Source organism: Halosolutus sp. DAT137 (assembly GCF_059736405.1).
In genome coordinates, this window is sequence record NZ_JCAQID010000001.1 from 1,039,571 (window position 1) to 1,065,718 (window position 26,148).

20 protein-coding genes are annotated in these 26,148 nt (G+C 62.3%); 7 read left to right on the plus strand and 13 right to left on the minus strand.

The window, feature by feature from the left end; translation table 11 throughout:
- Positions 1 to 86: 86 nt before the first annotated feature.
- Positions 87 to 1,271, minus strand: a complete 1,185-nt coding sequence (locus AC6I6L_RS05010; protein ID WP_497916611.1) for a DUF7544 domain-containing protein — start codon at positions 1,269 to 1,271, stop codon at positions 87 to 89.
- Between the two features lie 186 nt (positions 1,272 to 1,457).
- On the opposite strand from AC6I6L_RS05010, the gene AC6I6L_RS05015 reads away from it, so the two are divergent.
- Positions 1,458 to 2,270 carry an RIO1 family regulatory kinase/ATPase domain-containing protein gene (locus AC6I6L_RS05015; protein WP_497916612.1) on the plus strand — a complete coding sequence of 271 codons (813 nt, stop codon included), beginning with the start codon at positions 1,458 to 1,460 and terminating at the stop codon, positions 2,268 to 2,270.
- Between the two features lie 212 nt (positions 2,271 to 2,482).
- Here AC6I6L_RS05015 and AC6I6L_RS05020 read toward each other — a convergent pair whose 3' ends face one another.
- Positions 2,483 to 5,887, minus strand: coding sequence for a PEGA domain-containing protein (locus AC6I6L_RS05020; RefSeq protein ID WP_497916613.1), 3,405 nt, complete (start codon positions 5,885 to 5,887; stop codon positions 2,483 to 2,485).
- A 397-nt stretch (positions 5,888 to 6,284) separates the two neighbouring features.
- Between AC6I6L_RS05020 and AC6I6L_RS05025 the strand changes: the two genes are divergently transcribed.
- Positions 6,285 to 7,817 carry an aldehyde dehydrogenase family protein gene (locus AC6I6L_RS05025; RefSeq protein ID WP_497916614.1) on the plus strand — a complete coding sequence of 511 codons (1,533 nt, stop codon included), beginning with the start codon at positions 6,285 to 6,287 and terminating at the stop codon, positions 7,815 to 7,817.
- Between the two features lie 42 nt (positions 7,818 to 7,859).
- Here AC6I6L_RS05025 and AC6I6L_RS05030 read toward each other — a convergent pair whose 3' ends face one another.
- Positions 7,860 to 8,288, minus strand: a complete 429-nt coding sequence (locus tag AC6I6L_RS05030) for a hypothetical protein (RefSeq protein WP_497916615.1) — start codon at positions 8,286 to 8,288, stop codon at positions 7,860 to 7,862.
- Between the two features lie 194 nt (positions 8,289 to 8,482).
- Between AC6I6L_RS05030 and AC6I6L_RS05035 the strand changes: the two genes are divergently transcribed.
- The 3 genes from AC6I6L_RS05035 (at position 8,483) to AC6I6L_RS05045 (ending at position 14,979) form a co-directional block, all read left to right on the plus strand.
- Positions 8,483 to 13,432: a PKD domain-containing protein gene (locus tag AC6I6L_RS05035; protein ID WP_497916616.1), complete on the plus strand. Its 4,950-nt coding sequence runs from the start codon at positions 8,483 to 8,485 to the stop codon at positions 13,430 to 13,432.
- A 2-nt stretch (positions 13,433 to 13,434) separates the two neighbouring features.
- Entirely contained in the window at positions 13,435 to 13,641 is a 207-nt protein-coding gene (locus tag AC6I6L_RS05040) for a hypothetical protein (RefSeq protein WP_497916617.1), read from the plus strand.
- Between the two features lie 168 nt (positions 13,642 to 13,809).
- Positions 13,810 to 14,979 (plus strand): hypothetical protein, encoded by a 1,170-nt coding sequence (locus AC6I6L_RS05045; RefSeq protein WP_497916618.1) that lies wholly within the window; start codon positions 13,810 to 13,812, stop codon positions 14,977 to 14,979.
- A gap of 455 nt (positions 14,980 to 15,434) precedes the next feature.
- On the opposite strand, the gene AC6I6L_RS05050 is transcribed toward AC6I6L_RS05045, so the two are convergent.
- The 9 genes from AC6I6L_RS05050 to AC6I6L_RS05090 form a co-directional block, all read right to left on the minus strand.
- Positions 15,435 to 16,286, minus strand: coding sequence for a carbon-nitrogen family hydrolase (locus tag AC6I6L_RS05050; RefSeq protein WP_497916619.1), 852 nt, complete (start codon positions 16,284 to 16,286; stop codon positions 15,435 to 15,437).
- Complete coding sequence (locus tag AC6I6L_RS05055; RefSeq protein ID WP_497916620.1) at positions 16,283 to 16,717, minus strand: SRPBCC family protein; 435 nt, start codon at positions 16,715 to 16,717, stop codon at positions 16,283 to 16,285. The genes AC6I6L_RS05050 and AC6I6L_RS05055 overlap by 4 nt, the downstream gene beginning before the upstream one ends.
- A 165-nt stretch (positions 16,718 to 16,882) precedes the next feature.
- Complete coding sequence (locus AC6I6L_RS05060) at positions 16,883 to 17,107, minus strand: DUF7123 family protein (protein ID WP_497916621.1); 225 nt, start codon at positions 17,105 to 17,107, stop codon at positions 16,883 to 16,885.
- Between the two features lie 134 nt (positions 17,108 to 17,241).
- Positions 17,242 to 17,430: a DUF7525 family protein gene (locus AC6I6L_RS05065; protein WP_497916622.1), complete on the minus strand. Its 189-nt coding sequence runs from the start codon at positions 17,428 to 17,430 to the stop codon at positions 17,242 to 17,244.
- A 207-nt stretch (positions 17,431 to 17,637) separates the two neighbouring features.
- On the minus strand, positions 17,638 to 18,669 hold the full coding sequence (locus tag AC6I6L_RS05070) for a PhoU domain-containing protein (protein ID WP_497916623.1): 1,032 nt from the start codon (positions 18,667 to 18,669) through the stop codon (positions 17,638 to 17,640).
- Between the two features lie 194 nt (positions 18,670 to 18,863).
- Positions 18,864 to 20,000: an ATP-NAD kinase family protein gene (locus AC6I6L_RS05075; RefSeq protein WP_497916624.1), complete on the minus strand. Its 1,137-nt coding sequence runs from the start codon at positions 19,998 to 20,000 to the stop codon at positions 18,864 to 18,866.
- Between the two features lie 263 nt (positions 20,001 to 20,263).
- Positions 20,264 to 20,818, minus strand: a complete 555-nt coding sequence (locus AC6I6L_RS05080; protein ID WP_497916625.1) for a DoxX family protein — start codon at positions 20,816 to 20,818, stop codon at positions 20,264 to 20,266.
- A gap of 228 nt (positions 20,819 to 21,046) precedes the next feature.
- On the minus strand, positions 21,047 to 22,264 hold the full coding sequence (locus tag AC6I6L_RS05085; RefSeq protein WP_497916626.1) for a TIGR04347 family pseudo-SAM/SPASM protein: 1,218 nt from the start codon (positions 22,262 to 22,264) through the stop codon (positions 21,047 to 21,049).
- Positions 22,261 to 22,608: an Htur_1727 family rSAM-partnered candidate RiPP gene (locus AC6I6L_RS05090; RefSeq protein WP_497916627.1), complete on the minus strand. Its 348-nt coding sequence runs from the start codon at positions 22,606 to 22,608 to the stop codon at positions 22,261 to 22,263. The genes AC6I6L_RS05085 and AC6I6L_RS05090 overlap by 4 nt, the downstream gene beginning before the upstream one ends.
- Positions 22,609 to 22,756: 148 nt before the next feature.
- Here AC6I6L_RS05090 and AC6I6L_RS05095 point away from each other — a divergent pair, with 148 nt between their 5' ends.
- Both AC6I6L_RS05095 and AC6I6L_RS05100 read left to right on the plus strand, forming a co-directional pair.
- A complete protein-coding gene (locus AC6I6L_RS05095; RefSeq protein WP_497916628.1) occupies positions 22,757 to 23,899 on the plus strand; it encodes a TIGR04053 family radical SAM/SPASM domain-containing protein in 1,143 nt (380 codons plus the stop codon).
- Between the two features lie 53 nt (positions 23,900 to 23,952).
- Entirely contained in the window at positions 23,953 to 24,159 is a 207-nt protein-coding gene (locus AC6I6L_RS05100) for a dodecin family protein (protein ID WP_497916629.1), read from the plus strand.
- An 86-nt stretch (positions 24,160 to 24,245) separates the two neighbouring features.
- On the opposite strand, the gene AC6I6L_RS05105 is transcribed toward AC6I6L_RS05100, so the two are convergent.
- On the minus strand, positions 24,246 to 26,081 hold the full coding sequence (locus tag AC6I6L_RS05105; protein WP_497916847.1) for an acetyl-CoA carboxylase biotin carboxylase subunit: 1,836 nt from the start codon (positions 26,079 to 26,081) through the stop codon (positions 24,246 to 24,248).
- Positions 26,082 to 26,148: the final 67 nt, after the last annotated feature.

A 26,148-nucleotide genomic window follows, 5' to 3' on the forward strand; every position in this document is an offset into this window, starting at 1 on the left:
GGCGAGCGATCGCATTCGGGTCGAGCACCGGCCGCCGGGGTTCGTGCCAGTTCCCCTTGTGCAGGCTACCGATTCCCCGACGCCGACTACCAGCCGCGATCGGTGTCGTCGCGATCGCCGGACTCGTCGTCGGTCGAATCGCCCCAGAGATCCCCGTCGTCGTCCCACGAGTCGTCGTCTCGTCCGCCGGAGTCGGTTCCGGGGTCCCACGTGTCGGTCTCCTCCCGGCCAGCGTCGCCCCAGCGTCCGTCGGGGGAGCCGTTTTCGCCGCCAGCGTCGCGGACAGCGGACTCACCGCCATCCGATCGGATCGCCGCCCGCTGGTCGGGAATCAGATCGAGGTCCGCGTTGGTGTCCCCGAGCAACAACAGCGCGTAGTACTTGAAATACGATCGGATCGGCATCCAGACGAGACCGTAAAATAGGGTGTAGGTGATGAACGCGAGGATCCCGATCGGAATCAACAGGAACGTCCCGACCTCACCCAGCGCGAACGCCAGGACACCGAGAATGACGAACGGGATGGCGAGCAACAGGCCGCCGAAGACGAACACGAACCCGAGAGCGATCTGGACGACGGCGACGAGAATCCAGGCCAACAGCAAGTAGACGACGTACTCTTTCCAGTTCGACGTGAGCGTCCCCCAGAGTCGACGCCATCCGCCGAGGACGCCGCGTTCTTCGAGGAGCATAATCGGAGCCACGAACTCGGAAGTAAACCGCATCAGAACCGCGTTCAGAGCGTATACCGGGATGGCGAGCAAGAAGATCGGAATCGCCCACAGCAACACGGCGTCGAGCGAACCCTGCACCAGAAACAGGTAGGCGATCGGTCCCAGGACGAGCGAGAGGACCACCAGGCCGACGAGGGCCCGGAAGACGAACAACCGGAACCCGCGGCCGACGTTCTCGCGTGCGTACTGGCGAATGTGAACCTCGGTCGTTCGGAGCGACTCGATGAAGACGAACTCCATGATCGCGCCGATGAGTGCAAACACAAGCCAGAGCACCAGCAACGCGACGATCGCGATCGCGACGTACAGGAAGAAGTCCTCCGGAAGGTCTTCGAGAACGGTGTCGATGTCGGGCTGTGCGCCGGGGTCTTCGGTAACCGTTCCCGCGTCTCCACCCGGAAACGTCGGTCCGCCGGTACTGAAGCCCACGACGAACAACACGACGATCGCGAGTTTGAGCCACATCACCGGGCGAACGGGCATCAGGAGGTTTCGCGTCGCATCGATCGCGTCACTGAGATCGTCGATAGCGTCCATGTCGTGTGGCCAATGGTTGGCGGTCGTGAAAATGGTGGGGTTTACTTTCTCGGTCGGAAATCGGCTCGAGTTACCCGGTTCTCGATCGGTTGTGCGTCTGAAATCGCCATCCGTTCGGCCGCTCGAACATCACTCCCGACAGACACTTCGGGAGGCATTTAACCCGGAGTATCCACTGGTTCCTGTATGGACCTTCGCCAGCTCGCTCGCGGTAGCGTCGAGTGGGATCGCGTAGAGCGCGTCGTCCGTACGCTGGCGGATCGCCACGATCGCGAGGAGGTTCGCGTGGAGTTTCTCGAGGCCGACAACTGGCTCTCGACACCCTGTGTCATCGACGACGAGTGGTTCGTCAAGATCGTTTCCCGACAGAACGCGCTCGTCCACGCCGTGTTGACGACGGGCCGGAACGTCGGCGCGTTTACGTCGAGAACGGGCGGCTTCTTCGGACGGTTCGATACCCCACGCCAGATGGTCGAACACGAGTACGAAGCCACCCAGCGGATGCGCGAAATCGGTATCAACGCCCCACAGCCGATCGAAGCCTTCGAGGTCAACGGCCTCGGCGTGCTCGTTCTCGAGTACCTCCCGGAGTTTCAGTCCCTGGAGGACGTGCCGCGAGACGTCGTCGAAGAGCGGGCCCCGGAACTGTTCGCGATGCTCGCCCGGATGCACGACAACGGTCTCGCTCACGGCGATCTTCGAGCCGAAAACATCCTCGTTTGCGACGGCGACCTCTACTTTATCGATGCGACCAACGTCTACGAAGACCGGATCGCGGAGACGACCGCGTACGATCTCGCCTGCGCCCTCGCAGTGCTCGAGCCCAGAATCGGCGCTCGATCGGCCGTCAACGCTGCGTTAACCGTGTACGATACCCAGTCGTTACTCCGAGCGAGAGAGTTCCTCGATTTCGTCCGGCTCCGCCCGGATCACGAGTTCGATTCGACGACGCTCAGAAGCGAAGTCGAGAAGGCCGCCGATCTGGGCCGACGAAGATAGGACGATCCGACTCGATCTGTTCATCGACTTTCGTCACCAACGGGTTTTCACGACCGTCATTTCGTGGCTCTCTGGTGCTCTGGCACCGCTGATCGAACCCAGTCGAACCACCCCAGACGAGACGAGCAGTGAATGGGCGATACTCGGTCCGATGGGGTCCACTGAACCACCGCTTGCTGAACGATACTTCGGGAATATCGTCGACTGTTAGATCACTGAGTAACTCTGGCGACGAGAAGCGCGGCAAGCACACTGGTGATGGCAGCGGTGACACCGAAACCGGGTTGGCCGTCATTGCCACCTTCGAGAGCGATCCCGTTGTTGCTCTCGTCATCTCGCTCGCCCTGCTCCGCTCCCTCGCTCTCCGGTCTCGTTTCATCGTCTTCGGCTTCTTGTGGTCGCTCATTTCCGTTCCGTTCCGTGTCGCCGTCCTCGGCGGCCTCTCGATCGGTCTGCTCGGCATCGAGGGTCGATTCGTCACTGTCTGTCGCTTCGGTGACCACGAGGTCGATCGTATCTGTGAGTGTACCGTCGGTAGTTTCACTATCGAATGCCGCTTCGATTGTGACGGTACCCGCGCGCTCACCGGTGACGGTCGACCCAGTGACCGTTGCGATCTCAGTATCGGTGCTCACGAGCGTTGCCTCGTCGGTTATTTCGTCGACAGCACCGCTATCGTCCTCCGCAGTGACCGTTACCGCTGTAGATTCGCCTCGCTCGATCGTCGGTTCGTCGAGCCTAATATCGATACCCGGTTCGCCACCTTCGACTGATTCTACGGTTACAGTTTTCCGTTCTGTGACGCGGTCTCCACCGCTGTCGACCAGGAGGTCTACCGAGGGGGTGTCACCCGTTTCCGTTACGTACGTCATCGTTTCGGTCGTCGTCTCACCGCCGTTCAGTTCGACCGTAACGGTATCTTCGACCTCACCGGCGACCATCAGTGTCATCGTCCGTTCGGCGGTCTCATCGCCCTGGTTCGTTATCGACACGTCCACGTCGAGTCGCTCCCGTTCCTCGATCGAATCGGGGACGGCATCGAGTGTGAACTGGAACGGGGTATCGCCTTCGCGAGAACGGATCTCGATGGGTTCCGTCGCAGTCTGGTTCTCGCTCGAGACAGTAGCGGTGTAATTGCCGGTGATCTCCGACGTGGCCGCCACTGTGAATTGTTCGGTTGTCGACGCACCGCCGTCGAGGGTCACACGCTTGCTATCGGTATTCGTGATTCCGTCGACCCCGAGATCGATCGTCTGGGTCGCAGCGTCCTCACCGGTATTCTCGATTTCGGCGGTAACCGTTAGCTCATCCCGTGGGGTTTCTGAGACGCTCACGTCTTCGATCGTCACCTGTAAAAACGGAGCATCGGTGAGTTCATCGAGGTCGACGTGGACGCTGTCGCCCGGTGAAATACCGGTGCGAGTTGCGGGCCGATAGCCGTCCGTGTCGACTTCGAGATCGTATGAGTCGGCCACCGGTCGCTGGTCGCTCCAGGGCGTCGTTCCGACGCGCTCGCCGTCGAGGTAGACGGTCGAACCGTCTGGTGTGGCGGTCACTTCGAGCGTGTCGGTTTCCGGATCGAGTTCGAAGTGCTCGTCGCTTCCGGGAGACACACCGACTCGAGTTTCGGATTCGTAGCCGTTCGTCTCGACTTCGATGTCGTAGGTGTCTGTCACTGGCAGGTGTTCGCTCCAGGGTGTCGTCCCGACGTACTCCCCGTCGAGGTAGACGGCCGAGCCGTCGGGCGTGGCGGTTACTTCGAGACGGTCGGTCTCTTGACCGAGGTCGAAATGCTCGTCACGTCCGGGCGACACCCCGACCCGAGTTTCGGATTCGTAGCCGTCCGTCTCGACCCTCACATCGTACGTGTCTGTCACCGGTCGTTGTTCGGCCCAGGGTGTCGTCCCGACGTAATCCCCGTCGAGATAGACAGACGCACCGTTGGGGGTCGAACTAATCGAGAGTGCTTCGGTCTCTGCATCCGGGTCGACGCGAAGCGACGCTGGTGGTTGAACAGCGTCGAAAGAGCGTGTTTCGTGCTCATCGAACTCAACCCGAACATCGTAGGTGTTCGCTACTGGCAGTTCCTCCGATAATGGCGCTGATCCGATATATCGGTCGTCGATATAGACCTCACCACCGGATGGCTCGGAACTCACCTCGATCGTATCCGTTACCGAATCGAGATTGACGTGTTCGTTCGCAGGCGGCGAGACACCGGAGAGGGTCTCCGAATTGTAGTTATCTTTCTCCACCGTAATATCGTACGAGTCGGTTATCGGTCGGTGTTCGCTCCAGGGTGTCGTCCCGACGTAGTCTCCGTCGAGATAGACGCTCGCCCGGTCGGGCGAGGAGTCGACGGACAGCTCTTCGGTCTCGGGTTCCAGCGTGAAATCGACGTGTTCCCCGGGTGAGACGGACGCTTCGGTTTCGGACTGATAATTGCGCTTGTCAACTTCGATCTCGTACGACTCCGTGATCGGCCGATCTCCGTTCCAGGGTGTCGTTCCGACGCGATCGCCGTCTACGTACACGTCGGCCCCGTCCGGGGACGAATCAACCGACAGCGCCTCTTCCGTAACGCTCCACTCGAAGCGGACGTTCGAGATTTCGTAGGCGCTACCGGCGCCGACGAAGTAATTGATCGCCAGATTATCGCCCCCTCGCTCACGCATCTGGTCGAGAACGTCGATTTCGGCAGTTCCCGACGCTCGTCCCGTACTGAAGAGTTCCTCGAAGTTGGGTGGTGCTGCTGGAACGTCCTGTGCCTCGACGAGGAGTGTCGGATCAGCGTCGTGAAACGCCTCGCTCGTTTCCGTTCTCGTGTACTCGAACGTGAGCGTCGCCTCTTCGAGTTGGTCTGCGGACGCGGACGGCTGCTCGAGAGTTTCCGTTCGTATAGAGTTCGGTTCCGTTCGCCAGCCGACGAATTCGACATTTCGAATGTCCCAACTTCGATACCCATCGTCGGTAAATTGGACGCTAATCTCGTTATAGGAGTTACTGTTCTGATGCCAATTCTTGAATGCCTCTCCATCGACACGAACGGTATGCGTTTCCCATCCGTCGAGTGCACCCATCTCCACGGATTCGACGCCGCTGAAGACGCTGTCTTCTCCGGCAGCGCCAATAACCTCGGTGATGTGTGGTTGCAACGTGCCTCCCAGAGACTTCTTGTTCGCCTCGAACCGCAAATACAGGTGGTCGTTACTGAATTCGGTAACTGGCCGTACGCTCCCGATTTCGAATCGATCTGATGTAAGTACCAGATGGTTTATCGATCCTTTCGACGTAAACGTCTCGTCAGTCGTCCCCCGAAGGCGTCCCTCCGAAACTTCGTACCAGTTCTGCAGCTCTTTTTGAGTTGACCCATCCTCGAACGAAACGTCCGCATTCGTCGTGACCGCGGTCACCTGACCGGTCGAGTTCGCGACGGTTCGAGTCGCGTCGTACTCGGTTGTCGACGTAACGTGTGGTCCCGGTTTCGCGGAGTGCTCCGTTGCAGCGCTTTCGGGAGCCGATATTCCGGCCGGAACCACACTCAGCACGAGTAGTACGACGATCCCGAGAACGATCGCGACCTGTCGCAGGTCCCGTTCTCCGAGTTGCTTACTCATACTGCGGAACAGACGTCGTGTGAGAATTCGCCGTTTCCATCCGACGAGTTCCGTTCATCGACCGCTGCCCGACAGTATCACCGGAGCACATCCTCCAGCAGAATCGAATCGTTACAGCTACCACGGTTGCCCGTCCGGTAACCCACCTCGTTGCCCACTCGAAATGCTCTTGCTGACGCCCGCGAGTACCCCCACACCTCATTGAGTGTGAGTTGTTGACAATGAGTTATATATTTTTGTATGACCTTTCAACCGCTGCGCAAAATATCTCCTGTCGTCTAGTTCCTCGATCTCGAGACAGTGTCGTCGTCCCCGTTGGTCGGCGTTCCCGCTGTGATCGGATCGACCCCTGTGACTCACCACTACTGTTTTCACTGCAGTCGTGGTCACCTTGGATATGAGCCAGCACGCCACTGACCAGGTGTACGGCCACTACATCGACGGCGAGTGGACCGACGGCAGCAGTTCTGACACCTTCGAGAGCGAGAACCCGGCCACCGGTGAGCCGCTGGCGACGTTCCAGCGCGGGACGGCCGACGACGTACAGACGGCCCTCGCCGCCGCCGATCGCGCCTTCGAGGAGTGGCGATCGCTCTCGTACATCGACCGCGCCGAGTACCTCTGGGAGATCTACCACGAGTTGCGCGATCGACACGAGGAACTCGGCACGATCGTCACGAGAGAGTGCGGCAAGGAGATCAGCGAAGGCAAAGCCGACGTGACCGAGGCCTGGCACATGGTCGAGTGGGCCGCCGGCAACGCCCGCCATCCCCACGGCGAGGTCGTTCCCTCGGAAATCGCCGGGAAAGACGCATACATGCGGCGCAAACCGCGGGGCGTCGTCGGCTGTATCACCCCGTGGAATTTCCCCGTCGCGATCCCGTTCTGGCACATGGCGATCGCGCTGGTCGAGGGCAATACGGTCGTCTGGAAACCCGCCGAACAGACGCCGTGGTGTGGCCAGATCATCGCGGAGATGATGGATGACTCGGAAATTCCCGACGGCGTCTTCAACCTAGTCCAGGGCTTTGGCGATGCCGGCGCGGCGATCACCGAAGACGATCGCGTCGATACGGTGTTGTTCACGGGATCGGCGGAGGTCGGACACGAGATCGGCGGGAAAGTCGGCGGCGAACCCGGCAAACTCGCGGCCTGCGAGATGGGGGGCAAGAACGGGATCGTCATCACCGAACACGCCGATCTGGACGTCGCCGTCCATTCAGCCATCATGTCGAGTTTCAAGACGACCGGCCAGCGCTGCGTCTCGAGCGAGCGTCTGATCGTCCACACCGACGTCTACGACGAGTTCACACGCCGTTTCGTCGACCTCGCTGCGGACATCGCCGTCGGGGATCCGCTAGCCGAAGAGACGTTCATGGGACCGGTAATCGAGACCGACCACGTCGAGAAGATCCGCAAGCACAACGAACTCGCCCGACAGGAGGGAGCGGAAGTGCTGGTCGATCGGTTCGAACTCGACGACGAGCCGATCGGACGTTTCGAGAACGGCCACTGGGTCGGCCCCTTCGTCTACGAGATCGAGTACGATACCGATCTGCGGTGTCTCAAAGAGGAGTGTTTCGGTCCCCACGTCGCCCTGCTCGAATACGAGGGCGACATCGATCGCGCGATCGAGATCCACAACGACACGCCGTACGGGCTGGCGGGGGCGGTCATCTCCGAAGACTACCGTCAGCTACACGCTTTCCGCGATCGCGCCGACATCGGGCTGGCGTACGCGAACCTCCCCTGTATCGGCGCGGAGGTCCAGCTCCCCTTCGGGGGCGTCAAGAAATCCGGGAACGGGTATCCGAGCGCGCGGGAAGCGATCGAAGCCGTCACCGAGCGGACGGCCTGGACGCTGAACAACGCCGAAGACATCGAGATGGCTCAGGGGCTGTCGGCGGATATCACGACGCGCGAAGAGTAAGCGGCGATCCGGGACCGATGGGGCGGTCGGCGCTCTCGCGTTTCAGGGAGACGCTGAGCGATCGGTTTCTCGGCTCAGGTCGACGTCGAGCGCCGCGGCGAGAATCGCCGTCTGGACGGTCTGGAGGTCGGTATCCTGAATCGTCGCTGCGGCCTCGAACAGTTCCCGTAGGCGCGCGACGCGCTCGGGCGTGCCCGCGAGGTAGACGAGGTCGAAGGCGTCGTGGTCGATTCGACCGGCCGCGCCGAATCTCGCCTCGTCGTACACCGCGGCGAACTCGTTCGCGACGGTCGCCAACAGCGCGTCCGCCGCCTCGGCACCCGGGTCACCTTCCGGAAGCGATCCCGCCGTTTCGTCGAAGTAGTCCTGTAGATCGATGATTCCGGCGCGCTCGTAAAGCGAGTCGCCGAGCGCGTCGGCGATCGGACGCGTCACGTAAACGCCGTACAGCGTGTATCGACCTTCGGTCATCGGTTCGTGTTTCTCCCGCTCACTATTTATAAATGGTCGCAGATCGGTTCACGCTCCGACCGCATCCGCCTCGTCGCTACCCGTTTAGACTCGGTTTGACAACTTACTGACAATACAGATAGAAATGTTTGCCGCGCCGAACAGTACTTCGGCCTTAACGTTCATGCTTCCGTGACCGTCTATCTATGGTATCAATGCGCGCTGGAGTGAGCCTTTTCGTCGCAGTTATTATAATATTAGTTATATTTGGCCTCGTTGGTGGTGGGGCGGCCGCTACTGGCCCGGAAACCGACGAACGTTCGCAGCCGGCGATCGAGATCCATCCGGCGATCGCAGATGCCGACGGCGAGACCACCGTCGTGGTTCGCTTCGAGGAGCGGTTCGACGGGGAGATAGCGACGACGGCGGCAGACGTGCAAGCTGCGTCGATGCAGTCTCACGCGGCCGAGACGCAGTCTGCGTTCGAGCGCTTCGCGGCGGGGAACCCCCACATCGAGATCGACCGCAAGTTCTGGCTCACGAACGCGATCGTCGTGACGGTCGACACCGATAGGGTCCCCCTGGAGCGACTCGGGATGGTCGATCACGTGACCGAGATTCACGACGACTTCGCGGTTCGCGGGCACGAAGCCACAGCCGTCGGAAGCACGGAGTTTGGAGGCACGAAACTCGAGAGCGTGGGCTTCGGTGGGGAGGCGATCGGAGGTGACACACCGGCGGTGACGAGTGCGGCGACAAGTTCGGAGTACACCGACGGACTCGACCGAATCGGCGTTCCGGAGACGTGGGACGCGTTCGACTACCGGGGCGAGGGGGTCAGGGTCGCGGTGCTCGATACGGGCGTCGACGGCGAGCATCCGGACATCGACGTCGCCGGCTGGAAGGACTTCGACGCGGATCCGTCCACGGAGCCGATGGACTACGGCGACCACGGCACCCACGTGAGCGGGACGGTTGTCGGCAGCGACGCCAGCGGCGTCCACATCGGGGTCGCACCCCAGGCGGAACTGTACCACGGTGCGGTGTTGACAGATTGCGGCTCGAACGGCTGTGGCGGCACGTTCAGCCAGATCATCCAGGGAATGGAGTGGGCGATCGAAAACGACGCCGACGTGCTCAGCATGAGCCTCGGCGCGGAGGGGTACCATCCCGAGTTGATCGACCCGGTTCGCAACGCCGAGGCCGCCGGAACGATCGTGGTCGTCTCGAGCGGTAACAGCGGCAACGGAACGAGCACCTCCCCCGGAAACGTCTACGAGTCGTTCAGCGTCGGTGCCTCTCAGGGCGAGGCCGGGGACGAGTCGATCGCGAGCTTTTCGAGCGGCGAGGAGATCGACACGAGCGACGCGTGGGGCGTCGAAGACCCGGAAAACTGGCCAGACGAGTACGTCGTACCGGACGTCGTCGCACCGGGAGTGTCGGTCTATAGCGCTGCTCCCGACGGTGGTTACGCTGCGTTCGACGGAACGAGCATGGCCGCCCCGCACGTCTCCGGTGCGATTGCGCTGTTTCTCTCGAACGCCAACGCTGACTTCACGCCCGCGGAACTCCGCACGCTGTTCGCGGACACCGCCGTCGACGTCGGTGAAGCCAAGCACAGACAGGGAGCAGGGCGAATCGACGTCTACGAGTCCGTTCTCACGCACTCGCGAGCGACGATCGACCCGACGTTCGCACCCGAGACGACGACCACGTCGGAGCCGACGACCATCACCGTCGACGTAGATCACCCCGTCGAGCACTACGAGTGGTCGTTCGAGGACGGAACGACGGTGACGACGGACGGTCCGTCGGTCGAACACCAGTTCACAGAGCCTGGTACCGCCACGGTCACCGTAACCGTGGTCGATTCGGGCGGGCACGTGACTGCGACGACGACGATCGAGGTCGTCGACGACACGCCCCCCGTCGCCGTCCTCGCGGCTGATCCAAACGAGAGCGTGGAAGTCGGCATCGACGCGGTCACACTCGACGCTGGCGCGTCGACGGACAACGGCGCGATCGTCGAGTACCGGTGGACGTTCCCCGACGGAACTGCGGTGAATACGACGGATCCACTGATCACCCACTCGTTTGCCGAACCCGGACCGCGACCGGTTTCCGTCACCGTGGTCGACGCCGCCGGCAACGAAAACGCGACGACGACGGACGTGGGAGTCGTCGACACCACCCCGCCGATGGCAATCTTCGACGCACCCGCGGACGCGCTCGTCGATTCGCCGGTGACACTCGACGCCAGCGAATCGGCCGACAATCACGCGATCGAGGGGTATCGATGGACGTTCTCTGACGGCACCACGGCGAATACGACGGACCCAACTCTCACCCACACGTTCACTGCAACTGGCGTCGTTGCGGTGAATCTAACCGTGGTCGATCCGAGCGGGAACGAGAACGCCGCGAATGCGACCGTCACGGTTCGCGGACCGCCGTCCGTAACCGCCAGGTCTCCCACGGACGGCGAGACGGTCGAGACGGCAACCCCCACGATCGAGTACGCGCTCGTGGATACAGACCTTGGCGGGGCTGCCGCCGTCGAGTACCGGATCGACGAGATCGACGCGCCGAACGGTGGCGACCCCGTCGTCGACTGGACGAGCGCCCCGTTCGAGACCACAGACGAGGAACGGATCCTCAGCGTTCAGCCCGAACCACTACCGAACGGCGAGTACACCGTCTCGTTGCGACTGACCGACGAGGCAGGTACCCCACTGGAGGACGGGACGGCCAGCGACGAGATCGCGATCACCGTCGATCGATCGTCCGAACTTGACCTCGAGGTTCGTCCGGCGGACGAGAACTACGCCAAAATCGGCACGCAGAACCCGGCACTGGTGAACGCAACCGTGACGGACGACCGCCATGTCTCGACCACGGTCGCGATCAGCGACGGAGAGGAAACCCGTATCAGGGAGTGGGACCGCTCGAACGAAACCGGTGGCGGCGAGGTGGCGACGATCGAGTGGGGCGCGATCGATGGCGCAAACGAACCGGTCCCGAGCGGACCGTACACGGTCACTGCGACCACGATCGACAATCTCGGGAACGAGCACATCGCGTCCCCCCAGACGATCGCTGTCGACACGGACACGCCGACCGTCGAGGTCGAGTCGATCGCGGGCAGCGGCGACCACGACGGCGTCGTCACTCTCAACGAATCGATCGAACTCACCATCGCCGGAACCGCCACCGACGGCCGGAACTCCCCAGACGCGGTCGAGGCGGTCTCGGTCGTACTCGACGCGACGCTCACGAACTATCGGCACGCGGAATCTGCGACGATCGACCCCGCCGACGGGACGTGGACGGCGACCGTCGATCCGGCCGCGGTGCCGGACGACGGCGAGTACCGGGTCCGCGCCATCGCGACTGACGCGGCGAAAAACCGAAACGAAACGCGTGCCGAGACCCCGGTTGCCCTCGATCGCGTCCCGCCTCGAGTGAGCGCCGTCGTCACCGACTTCGACGGGGAGAACGCGTCGGTGGCGATTCGGTCGAGCGAACCGCTCGCGGACGAGCCGACGATCGAGGTGACCGACCCCGATGGAGCCGCCGTTTCCTTCGACGGGCCTGCGGCTACCGACGGCGGGGAGACGCACTGGACAGGGTCGTTCGCGATCGAGGACTCGGGGACCTACGAACTGACCGCGACCGGGACCGATCGCGCGGGGAACCGGGATACCGACATTGCACGAACGACCGTCGAGACCGCGACGACCACCGACAACCGGACCGCGACGGTCACGAACGAGCGGACGGGCACGTTCGTCCGACTCAACACGACGGGCGACGTCTCGGACTCGTTCGTGGCGATGTCTGAGACCCGCACGCCGCCACACGAACTCGCGGCCGACGCACTCGGCGTCGAGTTTCTGACGACGACGCTCGGTGCCGACCTCGATTCGGACCTCTCGAACGCGACGATCGCCATCCCGGCGAACGAGAGCGCGCTGCCCGACGGGGTCGCCGTCGACGACGATCGCGTCGGCCTGCAGTGGTACAACGAGAGCCAGGAAGCGTGGGAACACCGCCCGCTCGACGTGCGCACCCTCGCCGTCGATCGGGGCGGAGACGGGGAGCCGGTCGAAGCCGAGTACTGGACCGCCACCGTCGACGGGTTCTCGACGTACGGCGTAACTGTGACCGACGACACCCCGCCCGAACTCACGAGCGTCTCGCCGTCCGCTGGCGAGACGCTCCCCTCGGACACTGACTCGGTGACGATCGACCTCGCCTACGAGGACGACCTCTCGGGCGTCGACGTGTCGTCGATCGATCTCCGGATCGACGGACAGTCTGTGACCAACGACGATCGAACCCGGGTCACCTCGCGTTCGGCCGTCCACGAACCGTTTGCGGTCGAGCCTGGCGAAACCTACGATATTTCGATCGCGATTGCGGATACGGCCGGCAACGATGCCGTCTACGACCGCAGTTTCGCGGTCGAGCCGGCGGAGTCCGGAGACGGTGATTCCGACGGCGGTGGTGACGGGGACTCCGGGGGAAACGGCTCCGATGACGGTTCGGACGACGGAAACGACAGCACCGACGATTCAGACGGTGGGAACGCCGGTAGCGGCGGGGGTGGTGGTGGCGGCGCTGGCATCGTCCCGCCGGGTGCGTCGGAACCCGACCATCTGAAGCCGTCAGCCGCGATCGACGTGCATCCCGATCCCGCGGCGACCGGCGAGGAGGTTACCCTCTCCGGCGCGAACTCCGTCGACGCGGAGCGCCCCATTACCGGCTACGAGTGGGTGATCGACGGCGACTCGTTCAGCGGGGAGACCGTGATCATGGCGTTCGACGCGGCCGGGAGCTACGATGTCGAACTCACGGTCAGAAACGATCTCGGAGAGACGGATACGGCAACCGCGACCGTGACCGTAGAGGACGCCGTACCGGAACCGCCCGAGCGAGAGGGGATCAGTGACGAAGCGGAAGGCGACACGGTCGAGGAGCGTGAAACCGGCGTTTCCGAGGGCGAAGACACAGGTGCGAACGAGGAGGAGTCGGCAGCCGACTCCCGACCGGAGGCGAGCGATGGTGCGGTGAGCCACGAAGATGGGCTCTCCGGTTTCGGACTGTTCGCCACCATCGTCGCACTCGGTTCGATCGTCCTGGTCGCGATCCGCAGGCGGCAGTAGCGGTGACGATCGGATACGATACCGGCGTCGATCGACGGGAGACGGGTCCCGACCAGAAACGCGTGAAGCTGTCGCCCGCTCCCCAGACGGTTCCTCGTAGCGTGTTACCGGTGATCATCCTCCCCGTTCGAGTGACCACCGGTAACGAATTCCGGGAGACCGTCTCACGGGATATCGACGATCCTTCGCTGAGCGTCCCGCTACCCTGAATTTCGTGCTGTTTAGAATGCTAGACAACCTGATTTGTGGGAGAGTACGGCAAGTATAATTAAGCACAAATATCAATATGTTTGAGTATAATACCGCGAACATATCTACCATCCAAACAGTTTAGTAGTCGGACATGATACTAACGCCGATGACGGGGCGGGGATATCATGGGAACACTATACACAATCGAAGATGCGGGAGTGACACTGACGAAAAACGTCGATTCTGACGGTGAGGAGGTACAGATCGGACTACGACTCAAGTCGTCCCGAGAACAGCCGCTGACCGTCCGCGTCGTCGATACTATCCCAGAGGCGTCGAGCGTCGAGACGATTCGGGCTGACGAACTGTGTTGGTCGACGACCGACGAAACGGTGGTGTACGAGCGAACGGTCGGGCCGGAGGAATCGATCACGACGGAGTATCGCTACACCCAAGAGGAGGTTACTCTGGAGGATCATCAGCCACCTAATCTCGTGGTCGACACCGACTTCACGCGGGGAGGGACCGACGTTCGGACAGGAGACGATAGCTCCGGACTCTCTGTCCAGTCCCAGGAGGCCCTAGAAGACGACGAGTTCCAGATGGAAGAAGACGAGTTCACCATGGCGGAAATGGTGGGCGACGGCACAGAGACGGAAGCGAACCGCCAATCGAAGACGAGAGCGTCCGTAACCGACAACAGCTTCGAGACCGGGGATCGAAACGACGAACCACCCGCCGATCGAGAGGTAGAACTGTCATACGCAAACGAACAACCGGCAGACCGCATCGATGAGCTACTCGACGTGATTTGCCGGACGATAGACGCGGATCCGACGGCGGCCGAGCGCGATCGGCTGGCGCGAGAACTGCGAGCGATCGAAACCCCACGTTCGAGTCTCGAGTTGCGGGTTGGTCGCTTGCAGTCTCAGTTTCACGATCTCGAGACGTATCTCGACGCGATGGAGGCGTTCATCGACGAGCGCGGAACCGGAGAGGACGTGCTCACCGAGGTGCTACACGAGTTGGCTGCGGTCCGCGACGAGGTCGCGGACGTTCGTGACGAACGGACATCCCTCGAAGCGCGTCTCGACGAGATCGACGAGCGAGCAGATCGCCTCGAGTCGACGGTCGAGCACCGACAGGACACGCTGGAAGCGGACTTCGATCGACTCGAAGCGGCGGTCGAGAACCGGCAGGGAACCGTCGAGGGGCAACTCAGCGATCTCGAGAACAGGATCGACGAGATTGCGGCCACCCAGCGATCGGTTCAGGAACGGATCGAAGAGTTTGCAGAGTTCCGGGAAACGATTCTGGGCGCGTTTCAACAGGAGCCGGTCACGACCGAAGACTGAGGTCGGCTCTCCGCGACCGGGAGAGACTCACAAGCGTCTGTATCGGGGCTCGACGGTATTTTCGACCGGCTGGTGGTGTCGAATGCGCCCCGAGGTAGTCACCGCCGGCTCGGGAACGTGCTCGTGTACGATCGACGGCGGCAGCTTCGCTGTCGATTGCGTTCCGTTTTCGTCCCGTTTCAGTTGGTGGTCCCGGTGTCGGTAGGGCTGGTAAACGACCACGGGTCGGGTGACCCGTGGAACTCTCGCTGTTTTCTTTAGAAAACGTGGGCTGGCGAAAGGTGAGGCGAGGAGACGGGTGTGCTCGTTCCCGGGAACGAGCGGTGCGACGGGCCGGAGCGACGCGCAATGCCGGTACTGACGTGAAAAGCGTCCGTGCCGGCGTCCGGAACAATACGGGATGGAGATAAAAACTCAGCGATCGGGTACAAACTAGCCGGTTTTCCGCACGACGCTCACAGCCGTCGGTCGCGAAGCGCGGGGAACTCCTCGCGCACCGACGCGACAGCCCCGGGGTCGATATCTGCAAACACGAGCGCCGGGCCGTCACCGCTCGAGGCGAGGGAGACACCCCACGGATCGTAGACGGTCGATCGGCCGAGCAAGGTCGCCCCCTCGAACTCGCCGCTACCGTTGACCGTGGCCACGAAGCACTGATTTTCGATCGCGCGAGCGCGCGAGAGCGTTTTCCAGTGTTCGATGCGCGGATACGGCCACGCGCTGGGGACGACGACGAGTTCGGCCCCCGAATCGACGAGTTGCCGGTAGAGTTCCGGGAACCGCAGGTCGTAGCAGGTGGTCACGCCGACGGTGAACGGACCGATCGATGCCGTATCGATTCGCTCACCGGGAACGAGGAGTTCGGACTCCGCGGAGTCGTAGCCGAACAGATGGTGTTTCCGGTAGACGAGTCGCCGATCGCCCGCCGCGTCGAACAGGACTGCAGTATTGGCGAGCCCCTCGTCGGCCGGCGTCTCGACCGTCTCGGTCGCCGCGAGATCCTCGACGATCGAGCCCGCGAGCACCGCGACGTCGTGGTCGCGAGCCCCGTTGCGAATGCGAGTGAGCGTCTCACCCTCGATCGCTTCTGCTCGTCGTGCGTAGTTGTCGAACGCGAAGTACCCGACGTTGAATAACTCTGGAAGGGCAACGAGGTCTGCGCCGCGTGTCGCCGCTCGCGAGATTGCCTCGAGTGCTCGATCGACGTTCCCCTCGACGTCTCCCCGCTCGATCGCGATCTGTGCGAGTGCGAGTCGCATGGTCCCGTCGCCGCCGGAATCGGTCGATGAGGGCTGGTCACCCATCATTGGTTCGTTTCGAGGTCCCGTTCCAGTGCTCGCCGGAGGTTCTCGAGTTCGCCGTCTAAGTTCCGCTTGAAGAATTTCTCGACACCGGGAAGTTTGCCGTCGACGACGAACCGGTTTTCCATGCGGGTACCGGTGGCCGTCTCGATGATTTCGTGCTCCCCCGTGACGGTCATCACTTTCGATCGACCGGTGAATTTGACGTACTCCGGCGGACGGCGAGTGACGTCCTCGGTGTCGACGGCGACCGTTTTCCGGACGAGTGGGATCGGTAACTCGACGTGCCAGGTGGCTTCGTGTCCCGTCTCGTCTCTGACGGTGTAATCTGAAACGACGCTGATCGCACGCGCGCGGTTCTCCGGGTCCGAAATGAACTCCCAGACGCGATCGGGCGAGGCCGACACCTCGAACGAACGGGCGACCTGTACTGTCATGCTACTACGTCAGTGAGTGACGAACAAAAACACCGTGGACCGGGACCGATCGAGCGACCTGAGAAATGCCGTGAGTGCGGCGTTGGACTCATACGGTCTGTTGTGATTTGGCACCGGTGATCGCCTGGCCGGGCGATGACTGGTAACACGGTACACCGAACCGTATCATCCTATAGTCACTTTCCACGTCGTCGACCTGGCTCGGCCCCACTTTTCGATATCGACCTCGTCGGATTTCTCCGCGAGGTGTGGTAGCCGTACACCTACTTGCTTCGACGAGAGTCCGATCGCATTCGCGATGTTTTTCGCCCGGAAGTACCGCTCGCCACGGGCGGCACTCTCGCGGAGATACGAGAGGATTCGCTGCTCTTCGTCGGAGTAGTCGGTCATCGTCAGCGAGTACTTGGTCGTGCGTAGTCTTAACTGTTAACTGCAACTCCAGTACAGTGATATTGATACTGTTCTCCGAAGACGGGATCGCGATAGCGACGGGACGTCGAGGACGGTTTTTGTGCGGCGACCAGTCAGTGCCAGTAGAGGTGGATCGCGACGACCGCAAACGAACTAAAGACCATCGCGGCCGCAAAACCCCAGGCGGCCTCGATGTCCGGTGCACCGGCAAACATGAGCACCGCGCCGATGACTGCGATCGCACTGAGCGCCAGCGTGAGACCGACACCCTTGTCGGTCGTCGACTCGGATTGCGTTGTCATAGTCGAGGATTTCGAGTCGGGTCTCTTAACTGTACTCGTTCCGGAACGAGCGGCGGGAACGGACGGACACTGCGTGGCGGCCACCCGAACGGGTGACGCTCTAGAGCCAGATTGATCGGCGTGTGATCGGACTCCAGCGGCTCGCTGGGCTACTGTAGTCACCCAGCGGCGTCAGCCGATCACGGGTCTCAGGTTACACCACCCCTCTCAGTTGATCGTCGTGTACTCGGATTCCTCGTTCAGGGCGAGGTTGGCCGCGATCTCCGCGTTTCGCATCGCGTACTGGGCGGTTTGCTGGAGGCTGACGAGCACTTCACGCACCCGAAGCAGATCCTCGTTTTTCATCTCCGGCAGCGCCGAGAGGATTTCCTGTTCTTGCTCAGAGATGTCGTGGAACAGCTTGCGAACCTCGTTCGACTTGTCGTAGTCGCGTTCGACTGCCGCCTCGACCGCTTTCGAGGTAATCTCGTCGACCAGTTCGTTGAGTTCGCGAATGTCACGCATCACCGAACTGTCGATGTCCAGGCTGTGGCCTTCGATTTCGATCACGATCTCACCGATATCTTCGGCATTGTCCGCCGTAAGTTCCAGATTCTTCGCGATCGATCGGTAGCCGATCAGCGGGAAGCCGCTGTTGAGTCCCACCGCGCGGGCAAGGTTGGGGTTCTGGTAGGCCGTAAAGATCAGACGCAAGAGGAGCACGAAGATCTTGTTGGCCTGGCGTTCCCGGTTCAGGGCGCGCTGTGCGAGGTCGGGATTGCCGTGAGCGAGAGCCTTGATCGCCTCGCTGCGCATCGTCTGACCGGTTCGCTCGAGTCGTTCGAGCAGGTTGTCGAGCGTGAAGTCCTCCGGATCGACCGAACACCGGATCGAGATGCTCTCGGGAGTCTCCTCGATGACGCCCAGTCCCATCAGCTGCGTTTCGGCCTGATAGACGGCGTTGATCGTCTCCGATTCGAGCGCGCCGTCTTCGCAGACGACCCGGATGACGCGTCGGCCGAGGACGTACTGGGCGACGATCGCCCGTTCGACGGCGGCGGCGTCCAGATCATCCGAGTGGATCACCGCTTCAGTTTCCTCGGTACTCGCAGATTCGGGCATCACCGTCAACGTCCCCTTTCCGCTCGTCCGAAGTGACACCTCGTCGCCCTTCTCGACGCCGTGTTCGGCGGCCCACTCCGCCGGCAGCGTCATCGCAAGGGTCGATGGACCCAGTCGTTGCACTTTCCGCGTTTCCATATTCCTCCGTAGGATCGACCCGACCTTAATCCTGACTATATCACAATTATATCTGCCGCTGTAGTTATATCGTTGAGAAGATGGTGCCGATTCCGGTGCACCTTATACAGAATTTTTCCCAACGGCGCGGAATACACAGGACTCCAACGGCGCGGAATACACAGAATCTCCTCGTCGACGCGAAAAGAACACCCTCAAACGACTTTTACGAGCCGCGTCGTGAACCGCCCCGTCCGGACCTGTTGCCAGCCACGTAGCTCCTCGTCCAGTTCCTCATCGTCCGTATCGACCCGAAGCGAGGAGATGCCGTCGAGTTTCTCGTCGGAGGCGACGATCTCTACCTCGTCGGCGCGCCTGATGACATCGGGGGAGAGCTGGTGATTCCCGCGGCCGAAAACGAATCCTTGCCCGCCGATCGGTGAGACGACGATCGTCGCCGGCGTTTCGAGCACGTCGAGGATGTCGGCTTCGGCGGCGTCCCGGACGAGCACCTCGCCGTCCCGCCAGACGTCGACACCGAGCGGCGACGGGTCGATACCCAGTTCGGACTCGATCGCCCCGACGGTGCCGCCGGGGCCGAACACGTAGGTTCGACCGGTCTCGACCTCGCGAGCGAACCCCGACGCCAGCGAATCGACGCTCCCGCTCGCGACCTGTTTGCCCGACTGAACGTCCGGCGCGACCGGTACCGAAACGATCGCTTTCAGTTCCGACCTGACCTCTCCCTCCCGGTAGGCGTCCTCGTCGATGTCGTTCACTTCGCGGTCTTCGACGCGATCGAACTCCGCCGCGATCCGGCCGGCGTCCGCTGGCGTGACGGCGAACACTGAGGAGTAGATCTTGACCCCCGCAGGCACGCCGAGCATCGGCGTGTCAGTACCCTCGCTCTCGAGGACTTCGGCCACGTCGACCGCCGTCCCGTCGCCGCCGACGAACAGGATCAGGTCCACGTCGTGATCCAGCAGCGCGCGAACGGCCGCGCGGGTATCCTCGGCCGACGTGCAGGGGTCAGCAGGATCGATCGCTCCACTGGAACCATTCGGTCCGTCCTCGGGCGTGTTCTCCTCGTCCGCGTCGCCGGGTTCGTAGACGACGGTCGGCTCGTAGCCCGCATCACGCGCTGCGTACTCACCCATGACCGCTTCAGCGGTGTATACCGTCAAATCGGGCTTGCGACGGTGAAGCACCGACAGTGCCTGCCGCGCTCGATCTGGCGATCGCGGCTCCGCGCCGAGCCGGCGCGCCTCGGCAACCTTGCCGTCGGTTCCTTTCAGTCCGACCCGTCCACCCATCCCCGCGATCGGGTTGACGACGACGCCGAGAGAGTCCATGTCGGACCAATGAAGGCCGAGATAAAGAGCGTGTGGTCTTCTCGGTTTTCATCAGGACTCGCGTAGCGTGTCATACGTTCCAATATGGTAGATGACTGGCATTATAGAATCGGTGTGCAAGACTTAGAGGATTAGTGCAGCACGACGATTTCGCTTATTTCACACCGGAAGCGGTGAATCATCAGTTCACTACACGTGTTAACAACACTCTGTCTACATTTCCAGGCTCATCTCAGTGAATACGGTTTGGTTACGGGAAGGCGTTACCCGAGGAAATATCCCGTCCATGGATACCGCTCGATCAGTGGTTGCCCATCTATTTCATACTGTTCGATATACCTGTCGATTCCAAATATGCGGCCAGCGCCGAAGGCAGCAACTGAGAGGAACACAAGCAGGTATGCAAAGTCACCATTGATGTAGCCATGGGAAACATCCCAGTTTCCAAAATAAAACAGAAGCATCATGAACGCGCCCCAGAACGCTGCAAGACGGGTCAACGCGCCGAAGAGTAGCCCAAGTCCGATGAGAGTCTGTCCCCAGGGTACAGCGATGTTGACAAAGTCGATGAACCAGGGTGTACTTCCCATCGTAGCGAAGAGTTCGGCAAGAGGACTACCATTCGCTGCGGGAGCGTTCTGCAGATAGCCACTCGCAGAGAATTCACCTCCAAGAATCTTGCCAAGCCCAGCTTGGAAGAATGCTAGCCCCATCATGAGCCTTAGCGCGAGAATGAACCACACGCTCAAAGTGTGGAGTTTTCCTTCTGCAGTGAATCCGGCGACTGTACTTCGAAGTTCTACTTCTTGAACAGACATTATATAGAATACACATACCTTCTTGTTAAAGGTACTCTCTCAAACCAAAAAATTGTAAGATGTGGAGATCGATCCTGACGGATACCTGCCATCTCTGTACTTTGCGATTAGTAACCCTCGAAGACCGCCTCTCAGTCTGTGCCACATTCGCGCTGTATATTCAGCAAATGCTATCTCTCAACTACTGGAGAAAAATGGAACAACTATCGGTCGCGTTACTACCCCTTATCAATCCGCCGCGCCACCGACGATCGATCCGGCCCCGTCGCCGTGAATCTCGGCGTCCGAGAGGTAACACTGCGGGTCCGGCGCGAACAGGTCGCCCGTCGCCGCGAGCGCGCGGAGTCGGGACCCGCCGCGACAGATCGACTGATACTGACAGTCCGCACAGTCGCCGTTCAGGTGGTCCTCGCGGTTGCGAAGCGCCCGCAGGAGCGGGTTCGACTCGTCCTCCCAGATCTCGCCGAAGGGGCGATCGCGGACGTTTCCGAGACTGTAGCCCTGCCAGAACTGGGTCGGGTGGACGTTCCCCTCGTAGTCGACGTCGGCGACGCGCTCGCCCGTCGGATCGCCGCCGTTTCGTTCGAGGTGGTCGTAGACGGCGCAGGCTTTCGCCTCGCCGAACTCCTCGCGAGCGTACTCGACGAGGAACGCGGCGTCGGCGTAGTTGCCGACCAGCAGCGTCTCGATCTCCTCGTCGCGACTATGGTAGTCCAGCGTCATCTCCGCGAGTCGTTCGACGGCAGCCCGCTTCTCTTCGGGGCAGAGGTCGAGATCCGCAATATCGGCCCCGCGGCCCCCGTAATCGAGGTGGTAGAAGCAGAATCGATCGAGTCCGATGTCGACGAGGAGGTCGACGACGCCCTCCAGGTCGGGCGCGTTCGCTTCGGTGATAGTGTATCGCAGCCCGGTTTTCAGCCCGACGTCGAGACAGTTTTCGATGCCGCGGACGGCCGCATCGAACGCACCGTCTTCCCCCCGGAACGCGTCGTTTCGCTCGGGGAGGCCGTCGACGGAGATACCGGCGTACTGGAGCCCCGCATCTCGCAACGCGGCCGCTTTCTCGCGGGTCAACAGCGTCCCGTTCGAGGAGAGAACGGGCCGCAAGCCGCGATCGGCGGCGTAGTCGACGAGTTCGACCAGATCGTCTCTGACGAGCGGCTCGCCACCCGAAAAGAGGATCACGGGTGCGCCGTACTCGGCTAACTGGTCGAGAAACGTCTTCGCTTCCGCCGTCGTGAACTCGCCGGCTCCGGGTTCGAGGTCGGCCCCGGCGTAGCAGTGCGAACAGTAGAGATTACACCGGCGAGTCGTATTCCAGACGACGACCGGCTTTTGCTGTTTCGTTTCGGTGATCTGGGGCTTCGAGGACTCGTCTGCCGCGTCGTATCGCAGTCCGTCCCCTTCGGCGTCGAGGTCACAGAGGAGTTTGCTGATCGAAATCACGCGTCTCTCACCCGCGGCGTTCCTTCGGTTTCCTCGTAGACGCGAGGTTCCTCCTTCTCGTCGTCGCCCACCGGAACGGTTTCCTCCCGATCCTCCGCCTCCGACGCGAGTCCCCGCGTCGAGTAGCGCTCGATCGACTCGGCGGGACAACACCAGACGTCGACGGCGAACCAGCCGAACAGCCGCGAGGCGTGTTCGTGGGCCTCGGTGGCGCTTGCGGCGGCGACGCTGCCGACGTGACGCATCGGTCGATCGTCGTCCTCCCGGACGAACACGTCCCACTGCGGGGCCGGGTTCCCGCGATCGGTGCTCTCGACGCGCGATCGGTCTGCTTTCTCGACCATACGTAGGCGTACGATACCGGGGCGAAGGCCGTTCCCCAAACTCCCAGTCGATGGGAAGATCGGGTCCGGAGCCGAACATCTCTGCCCGTGTTCTCGAGTGGCGAGAAGAACGGCGACTGCTTTGGCCGGCTGCACGCGAGACGAACGCATGCGTCCCGGTCAACTCGATACGTCCGATCGACCGTTCGTTCTCGTCTGGGAGCTCACGCAAGCCTGTGCGCTGGCCTGTGATCACTGCCGAGCGGACGCGAAACCGACCCGCCACCCCGACGAACTCTCGACTGCGGAGGGAAAAGCGCTGCTCGAACAGGCGACCGCGTTCGGTGACGGCCAGTTGATCGTCCTCTCTGGCGGCGACCCGCTCGTCCGCGAGGACGTTATCGAACTGGTCGCGTACGGCGACGACCTCGGCCACCGGATGACCATCACACCCAGTGGGACCCGCTCGCTGACCGCCGATCGCATCGCGGCCCTGGCCGACGCCGGACTGAAGCGGATGGCCGTCAGCCTCGACGGCGCGTCGGCGGAGAGCCACGACGCGTTTCGGGGCGAGAGCGGCAGCTTCGCTGAGACGATTCGAGCCGTCGAAGACGCCCGCGAGGCCGGGATTCCCGTCCAGGTGAACACGACGGTTTGCCGGGAGACCGTCGACGAGCTGCCGGCGATCCGGGACCTGCTTTCCGAAATCGGGGCCGTGATGTGGAGCGTCTTCTTCCTCGTTCCCGTCGGTCGCGGCCGGATTCTCGAGCCGATCGATCCCGAGGAAGCCGACGCCGTCATGGCGTGGCTCGACGACGTTAGCGACCGTTCGCCCTTTGGCGTCAAGACCACCGAGGCACCGCACTACCGGCGCGTCTCGCTCCAGCGCCGGGCGATCGACTCGGTACGGGACGCCGACGCTCCCGACTTGCCCGCACGAAACGAGGGCGTCGCTCGCCGTACCGGAATCGTCGCCGGCGACGGCTTTGCATTCGTCAGCCACACCGGCGAGGTCTTCCCCTCGGGATTCCTGCAGAAATCGGCCGGCAACGTCCGCGATCGGTCGGTGTCCGACATCTACCGGACCGCCCCGCTGTTCGAGTCGCTTCGCGATCGCGACCGACTCCGGGGGAAGTGTGGCGCGTGTCCGTACCGATCGGTCTGTGGCGGCAGCCGATCGCGAGCCTTCGCGCACACCGGCGATCCGACCGCGAGCGATCCGCTCTGTCCGTTCGTTCCCGACGGGTACGACGGCCGGCTCCCCTGGGATCGATCCGGAGACGCGAATCCGGGTCTCCCGAGTGCCGACTGACGGGCGTCATCCCCCAGTTATATACCCTGAACCGATGTCCGTTGGCACGGACCATGTCGAGTACTGCGAAAGTGATCAAACTCATCGGCAACTCGAGTGAATCCTGGGAGCACGCCGCACAAAACGCGCTCGACGACGCGGACGAGACGCTCGAGAACATCAACGGCATCGAGATCGAGTCACAGACGGCGGAGGTCGAAGACGGACAGATCCAGCACTATCGGACGACCGTCCACGTCTCGTTCGAACTGCAGCGGTAGCGTCGGAGTGGGCGATCGTTTCCGGGACGAATTCGGCAAGAAGCGGTACCGACCGTTCCCCCGAAGCCCTGTTTCGCGGCTGTGCCTTATTCGAGGACGACCAGCGTATCGCCCATGTCGACGCTCTCGCCTTCTTCGACGGCGATCTCGGAAACCGTTCCGCCGCCGGAAGCGACGATGTCGTTTTCCATCTTCATCGCCTCGAGCACGACGAGAACGTCACCGGCAGCGACCTCGTCGCCGACCTCGACGGCGATGTCCAGAATCGTCCCCTGCATCTCGGCGTCGACGGTTTCGCCGTCCGCCGTGGTCGCGCCGCCGCCGTCGCCGCCGGAACCCCCAGCGGGCTGTGGCGGGCTGGTCGCCTGCGTGTTGCCACCGGAGCCACCGGTCGGGATCGCCGGCGCGCCGTGTTCTTCGAGTTCCACCTCGAATCGCTTACCGTTGACCTCGACCGTGAACTCTCGCTCGATCGACTCCTCGTCGTCGCCCGCGCCGTCACCGATGTCACCGCCCCACTGGGCCTGGGCCTCCTCGATCCGGCTCTCGTCGAGTTCCTCGTCCAAGTACTTCGTCGTGTGCGTGCTCTCGACGAACGTTTCGTCGGTCAACATCAGGCGATGGAACGGGATTATCGTCGGGATACCCTCGATCTCGTACTCGCGTAGCGCCCGAAGCGATCGCTCGAGACACTCGTCGCGATCGGCCCCCCAGACGACTAGCTTTGCGATCATCGAGTCGTAGTCGGTGACGAGGTCGTCACCCTGCCGAAGCGCGTCGTCCATGCGGACGCCGATCCCGCCCGGCGGGTCGTAGGTCTCGAGCGTGCCGCCGGTCGCGGGTGCGAAATCCTTGGCGGCGTTCTCGGCGTTGATCCGGAACTCGATCGCGTGACCGTCGATCTCGACCTCGTCCTGTGCGAAGCCGATCTCCTCGCTGGCGGCGATCCGAAGCTGTTGCTTGACGATGTCGATCCCCGTGATCTCCTCGGTGACGGTGTGTTCGACCTGGATCCGCGTGTTGACTTCGAGGAAGTAGAAGTTGGCATCCGGGCCGAGTGGACCGTCCCGGCCGGGTTCTTCCTCGACGAGGAACTCGACGGTGCCGGCGTTGGTGTAGTCGGCCGCAGCAACGCCGCGGCGTGCGGCGTCGCCAATCTTCTCGCGGAGGTCGTCGGTCAGCGCCGCCGACGGTCCTTCTTCGATGACCTTCTGGTGACGACGCTGGAGCGAACAGTCACGCTCCCCGAGGTGGCGGACGTTACCGTGTTCGTCGGCGACGATCTGGACTTCGATGTGACGGGGCTGTTCTAAGTACCGCTCGAGGTAGACCGAGTCGTTGTCGAAGTAGGCCTCTCCCTCCCGCTTTGCGCTCTCGAGTTGGTCTTCGACCTCGCTTTCGTCCCAGACGACTTTCATCCCACGACCGCCGCCGCCTCCTTCGGCCTTGATCGCGATCGGGTAGCCGTACTCCTCGCCAAACTCTTTGACTTCCTCCGGGTCCGTGACGGGGTCGGTCGTCCCGGGAACGATCGGGACGTCGGCGTCGTTCATGATCGTTCGGGCTTTCGTTTTCTCCCCGAGCGACTCCATCGCTTCGGCCGACGGGCCGACCCAAGTAATCCCTTCGGTGGCTTCGACTTTGCCCGCGAATTCGGCGTTCTCCGCGAGGAAGCCGTAGCCAGGATGAATCGCGTCGGCGTCGGCCTTCCGCGCGGCCTCGATGACGGCCTCGTGATCCAGATACGAGTCCGCCGCCCGCGCCGGCCCGACGTTGTACGCCTCGTCGGCGTAGCGGACGTGCCCCGAATCCTTGTCGGCCTCGGAGTAGATCGCGACGGTCCCGATATTCAACTCCTCACAGGCTCGCATTACTCTGACAGCGATCTCCCCGCGGTTTGCCACGAGCACCTTCCGGAACATTCCTGTTGAAAGCCTCACGGGGGCACTACCTTACTTTTTCGCAACGGTGAGGGTCCATTCGGCCGCC